Genomic DNA, 281 nt, shown 5'->3' on the forward strand with positions numbered 1-281 from the left:
GCCGGCGCGTGCGGGCTGTAGGCCACCGGCTCGAAGGCGACGCGCGCGGCCTTGGCGTCCTTCATCTCGAGCAGCACCTTGCCCGCGGTGACGCGCAGGCCGGTGTCGAACGGCGCCAGCACATAGGCGCCGAGCAATCCGTTCCGCGCATTGGGGGTCGGCGCCTGCTTGGCCGCGGCGAAGCTCTCGTAGAACAGCACCAGCGGCTGGGGATAGTCGGTGTCGAGCTTGTTCGCCCTGAGGAAATGGCCGCGGATCGCCTTCCAGCGCTCGGGGTTGGT

General features: G+C 69.8%; 1 protein-coding gene. It reads right to left on the bottom strand.

The features are described from left to right. The coding region (locus NLU14_RS21530; protein ID WP_275710474.1) for a hypothetical protein at nucleotides 1-281 on the bottom strand (281 nt) is incomplete at both ends.

It is taken from the genome of Marinobacter iranensis (assembly GCF_029207565.1).
Classification (GTDB): Bacteria; Pseudomonadota; Gammaproteobacteria; order Pseudomonadales; family Oleiphilaceae; genus Marinobacter; species Marinobacter iranensis.